The organism is Mesorhizobium sp. M1A.F.Ca.IN.020.03.2.1 (assembly GCF_004023205.1).
Classification (GTDB): Bacteria; Pseudomonadota; Alphaproteobacteria; order Rhizobiales; family Rhizobiaceae; genus Mesorhizobium.
This window is the reverse complement of sequence record NZ_RZSV01000088.1, coordinates 16,871-21,826: the sequence shown is the minus strand read 5'-3', so window position 1 is coordinate 21,826 and position 4,956 is coordinate 16,871. Positions and strand designations below refer to the sequence as shown.

The window sequence follows — 4,956 nt, the reverse complement described above, 5'->3', positions numbered from 1 at the left end:
CTCGAAGGACATCGTCGCCGACTATGGCGGGCGTATCGAGGTGACAAACAGCGGGACCGGCACCCGCTTCACCATCCATCTCTCGAAGGCTGGCCCGAGATGACAGACGGCAATCCGGTCGTCCTGATCGATGACGATAGCGACCTGCTCAAGGCGACGAAGCAGACGCTCGAACTTGCCGGTTTTGCCGTGTCTGCCTTTTCCTCGGCAAGCGAGGCACTCGTCGGCCTCGATGCCGGCTTTGCCGGCGTCTTGGTGTCAGACATCCGCATGCCCGAAATGGACGGCCTGCAGCTTTTCGACCTCGTGGTCGACCTTGACCCGGATATCCCCGTCATCCTCGTCACCGGGCACGGCGATATCGCCATGGCGGTAAAGGCGATGAAGGACGGCGCCTATGACTTCATCACCAAGCCCTTCGCGGCCGACCGGCTGGCGCAAAGTGTATGGCGCGCCGCGGAAAAGCGCCGTCTTGTTATGGAGAACCGCGCCTTGCGCGAAGCGGCCGAGCAGGCGCAGGAAGGCCTTCCGCTGATCGGCCAGACACCGGCTATGGAGCGGCTGCGCCGCACGCTGAGACAGATCGCCGACACCGATGTCGATGTGCTGGTGACCGGCGAGACAGGCTCGGGCAAGGAGGTGGTGGCGAGCCTGCTGCATCGCTGGAGCCGCCGCGCCAAGGGCAATTTCGTCGCGCTCAATTGCGGCACGTTGCCGGAGACAGTGATCGAAAGCGAATTGTTTGGCCATGAGGCCGGCGCCTTCACCGGCGCGCAGAAGAAGCGCGTCGGCCGCATCGAGCATTCGAGCGGCGGCACGCTGTTCCTCGACGAGATCGAAAGCATGCCGCCCTCCACTCAGGTGCAGATGCTGCGCGTGCTCGAAATGCGCGAGGTGACGCCACTCGGCACCAACGAAATCCGGCCGGTCGACCTGCGCGTCGTTGCCGCCGCCAAGATCGATCTCGGCGATCCCGGCCAGCGCGGCAATTTCCGCGAAGACCTCTATTATCGGCTGAATGTGGTGACGCTTTCGATCCCGCCGCTGCGCGAGCGCCGGGACGATGTGCCGTTGCTGTTCGGGTATTTCGCCGAGCGCGCCGCTGCCCGCTTTCATCGCCAGGTGCCCGCGGCGCCGGCCGCCGTCCAGCGCCATCTGCGCGAACACGACTGGCCGGGCAATGTCCGCGAGCTCGCCCATTTTGCCGAGCGCTTCGTGCTCGGACTGGAAGAGATCGGCAGCAGCCCCGCCGCTCAGCCGACAGATTTGGACGTCTCGATGCCCTTGCCGGAACGGCTGGAGCGCTACGAGGCCGAGATCATCCGCGAGACACTTGGCCGCAATGGCGGCGATGTCCGGCGTACGATCGAGGCGCTTGGCATTCCGCGCAAGACCTTCTACGACAAGCTGCAGCGGCACGGCATCGTGCGCAGCGATTTTTCCAGAGAGATCAAGCTTGTGGAACCCGATCGAAGCCCTCGGCGTTGAGGCTATCCAGGAAACCGTGGCACGTTGGCACCAGCCGGGTGGCGAACGCGTGATGGCGGCTGCGTTGCCGGTTGCACTTGGCTAGCGTTGATGGTTTGTTGCCGCTCAGCGGAGAACGAATGATGCGCGAATCCCTCGGTCAAGACGAATACGGCTCGGCCAGCCCCTTTGATCCGGACGATCTGCCGAATCTCAACGCCATGGGACCGGCGATGGGCAGCGGCAATGATTTCGAGAAATATGCCGTTGCCGTCATCATCGTGTTCGGCGCGCTGATCATCGGCGGCCTGATGGCCGCCTCGATGACCTTCGGCCACCGCAACGGCTTCCTGTTTGCGTTGGGCGGCGCCACTTCGGCCTGGATTTCGGGCAACGCGCTGCTGATTGACCGGCCGCGCATTTATGCGCTGTTCGTCGGCATTGCCGCGGTGCTGCTGATTGCCTCAACCATCACCCTTGTCGTGTAGTCAGTAGCCCAGCGCCTCGCCGGAAGCGGCGCGGCTGTCGATGGCTCCGTTGTAGCGGGCGCCGCCACCTTTCTCGATCTCCGCCAGGCTCTTGCCGCCGACAAGGATGCCGGCCGCCTGGCCCCAGGTCTGGTCGCTGAGATCGAGATGATAGCCCATGCCGGCAAGCAGCCTTTCGGTGTCGGGAGAAAGCCCGAAAGGCTCGACATAGACGGTGTCGGGCAGCCATTGATGGTGGATGCGCGGGGCGTCGATCGCCTCCTGAATGTTCATGCCGTGGTCGATGACGTTGACGATCGCCTCCAGCGTGATGGTGATGATGCGCGAGCCACCCGGGCTGCCGATGACCATGAACGGCTTGCCGTCCTTCACAACGACGGTCGGGCTCATCGAGGACAGCGGCGTCTTCTTCGGCTGGATCGCGTTGGCCTCGCCTTGGACCAGTCCGTAGAGGTTGGGCACGCCGGGCTTCTGGGTGAAATCGTCCATTTCGTTGTTGAGCAGGATCCCGGTGCCGTCGGCGACGACGCCGGCGCCAAAGGAACCATTGAGCGTATAGGTGACGGCTACCGCGTTGCCGTCCTTGTCGATGATAGAATAATGGGTGGTTTCCTTCGACTCGCCGAAGCCCTTGGGCATCAAGTCCTTCGAGACGCCGGCGCGGAACGGATCGATCTTGTCGCGGATGTCCTTGGCATAGCCCTTGTCGAGCAGTTTCGAGACCGGATTGTCGACGAAATCCGGATCGCCGAGCGCCGAATTGCGGTCGACATAGGCATGACGCATGGCCTCGACCATGACGTGGACGGTCTCGGCCGAGCCGGCTCCGAGATAGGACAGCGGATAGCCTTCGAGCACATTGAGGATTTCGCAGATGATGACGCCGCCCGAACTCGGCGGCGGCGAGGAGATGATCTCGTAGCCGCGATAGGAACAGGTCACCGGCTTCAGCTCGCGCACCGCGTATTGCTCGAAATCGCCTTTGGCGAGGATGCCGCCCTTGGCGCCGCTCGCCTTGACGATCGCGTCGGCAATCGGCCCCTTGTAGAAGGCATCGGGGCCTTTCTCGGAGATCGCCGAGAGCGAGGCCGCAAGGTCCGACTGAACTAGCTTCTCGCCGATGCCATAGGGCTTCCCGTCTTTTTTCAGAAAAATAGCGGCCGCTGCCGGATCCTTGGCCAGCCGGTCGGCGCCGCCGGCGAAGGAGGCCGCGTCGCCCTGGTTGAGGACGAAGCCGTCCTTGGCATAGGCGATCGCCGGGGCCATGAGATCCTGTCTGGACAAGGTCCCGTATCTCTCGCGCGCCATCTCGAAGCCGGCCACCGAACCAGGCACGCCGACGGCGAGATAACCGTCGAGGCTGGCACCTTTGATCGGCTTGCCCTCCTTATCGAGATACATCGTCTTGGTCGCCGCAAGGGGCGCGCGCTCGCGGAAATCGATGAAGGTCGAACGGCCGTCCTTCAAGCGGATGGTCATGAAACCGCCGCCGCCGATATTGCCGGCATTCGGATAGACGACGGCCAGCGCATAGCCGACGGCGACCGCCGCATCGACGGCGTTGCCGCCCTTCTTCAGCACGTCGACGCCGACTTCGGTGGCGAGATGCTGGGCGGTCACCACCATGCCGTGCTCGCCCTTGGCGGGAGCCGGCGAAGCCGCAAAAACGGCGGCCGATGGTGTGAAGGCAACAGTGAGCGCAAAGCTGACGGCGATCAGCGTCCGGCGGGTGAGATGCATGGTGGGTCTCCAAGGCGGGGGGACACCCAGGAAAGACCGTTGGAGCGCGTTAGTCCAATAACAATTGGAGTAGCATTGGGCAGAGCCCCTCACCTGCCCCGAATTGCGAAGGGCAATTCGGGGCAGTCCGACCTCTTCCCGCGGGGGAAGGAGCTCGTCAGCGCCGACGCCAACCTCTTCTGCCTTGGGAGAAAGGCGGCCGCGAAGCGGCCGGATGAGGGTGTCAGACGATCCCGCCGCCACCGCCGGCGACGCCCGGCCGCTCCGCCGCGACCTTCGCCCGGTAGCCGGCCTCGCGATAGGCGGCGACTGGATCAATGGCGCCGCCGGTTCTCAGCCGCGCCATGGCGAGGATCGGCTCGACATCGGTGCGGTAGGCGGTCTTCAGCGTCTGCGTCGCCATCAGCGCGTCGTTCGCTTCCTGAAAACCGTCCAGCGCCTTGCGGTCGACCAGCAGCGCCTGCGCATAGGCGCGCTGCACCTCGACCGCGGACAGCATCAGGCTTTCGATCGGATCGGTGACGTTATGGCTCTGGTCGAGCATATGCGCGGGATGGAATCCCTTGGCACCCGAAAGCTCTGCATCGACCAGCTCGTTGAAGACCAAAAACAGCCGGTAAGGATCGATCGAACCGGCGTCGAGATCGTCGTCGCCATATTTGGAATCGTTGAAGTGGAAGCCGCCGAGCTTGCCGAATTGAATCAGCCGCGACACGATCATCTCGATGTTGACGTTGGGCGCGTGGTGGCCGAGGTCGACGAGGCAGAAGGCCTTGTCGCCGAGCTCCTTGGCGATGATGTAGTTCGTGCCCCAGTCCTGCACGACGGTCGAATAGAAGGCCGGCTCGTACATCTTGTGCTCGGTAAACAGCCGCCAGTCGTCCGGCAGGCCGGCGTAGATTTGCCGCATGGCGTCGAGATAGCGCTCGAAGGCCTTGGCGAAACTGACCTGGCCGGGGAAGTTCGAGCCGTCGCCGATCCATACCGTCAGCGCCTTCGACCCAAGCGTCCTGCCGATCTCGATGCATTCGAGATTGTGCTCGACCGCCTGGCGGCGCGTGCCGGCATCGGCGTGCGACAGCGAGCCGAATTTGTAGGAGAGCTTCTGGTCCTTCGCGTCGGAAAAGGTGTTGGAGTTCATCGCATCGAACCCGAGCCCGAAACGCGCCGCCGCCTGCTTCAGCCGGTTCGGATCGGCCTTGTCCCACGGGATATGCAGCGAGACGGTAGGCGGATGAGGGGCAGCGCCGACGAATATTTG

4 protein-coding genes are annotated in these 4,956 nt (G+C 63.7%); 2 read left to right on the top strand and 2 right to left on the bottom strand.

Going from position 1 to position 4,956, the window contains the following annotated elements; genetic code table 11:
- Window positions 1-99: 99 nt before the first annotated feature.
- Complete coding sequence (locus tag EOA79_RS16065) at window positions 100-1,488, top strand: sigma-54 dependent transcriptional regulator (protein ID WP_095826044.1); 1,389 nt, start codon at window positions 100-102, stop codon at window positions 1,486-1,488.
- A gap of 212 nt (window positions 1,489-1,700) precedes the next feature.
- Complete coding sequence (locus tag EOA79_RS16060; RefSeq protein WP_170950361.1) at window positions 1,701-1,955, top strand: hypothetical protein; 255 nt, start codon at window positions 1,701-1,703, stop codon at window positions 1,953-1,955.
- Here the strand turns inward: EOA79_RS16060 and ggt are convergent, their stop codons facing one another.
- Together ggt and rhaI are read right to left on the bottom strand one after the other, a co-directional pair.
- Entirely contained in the window at window positions 1,956-3,695 is a 1,740-nt protein-coding gene (gene ggt / locus EOA79_RS16055; RefSeq protein WP_095826045.1) for a gamma-glutamyltransferase, read from the bottom strand. It lies immediately after the preceding gene.
- Between the two features lie 223 nt (window positions 3,696-3,918).
- The coding region (rhaI, locus tag EOA79_RS16050; protein WP_245489886.1) for an L-rhamnose catabolism isomerase at window positions 3,919-4,956 on the bottom strand (1,038 nt) is incomplete at its 5' end.